Here is a 413-nt window from a genome sequence, read left to right as displayed (position 1 = left end):
GTTATTAAACATTAAAGAACTTGGTTTAATATCAATAAGTGATATTACAAGAATGGCAAAAATAAATAGGGGTACTTTTTATCTTCATTATAAAGATAAGTACGACTTGATAGATCAAATAAAGCTCGAAGAGATACAACATATTAAGGGTATCTTGTTAACAGATGATAATCCTAGTAATTTAGAGGATCCTTTAGAAATTATCCCGTACCACTCTATTCTAGAAGCACTGATTTATGTTAAAAAGAATATAAACTTAATAAGATCATTAGCAAGTGAAGTAGGGGATTCGAATTTTTTAGAGATGATAAAAAGTTTCCTCAGTGAGCTATTATATGAAAGACTAGATTTATCTAAATCGCTCAATTTAGATAGAAAGAATATTCCAATTGAATATGTCAATGAGATAATAT

General features: G+C 27.6%; 1 protein-coding gene. It reads left to right on the top strand.

The annotated features are described in order from the left end of the window. The coding region (locus tag A5882_RS19995) for a TetR/AcrR family transcriptional regulator (RefSeq protein ID WP_086373583.1) at positions 1-413 on the top strand (413 nt) is incomplete at both ends.

Origin of the sequence: Enterococcus sp. 4E1_DIV0656 (assembly GCF_002140695.1) — a bacterium.
Lineage (GTDB): Bacteria > Bacillota > Bacilli > Lactobacillales > Enterococcaceae > Enterococcus_D > Enterococcus_D entomosocium.
This window is presented reverse-complemented; position numbering and strand designations above follow the sequence as displayed.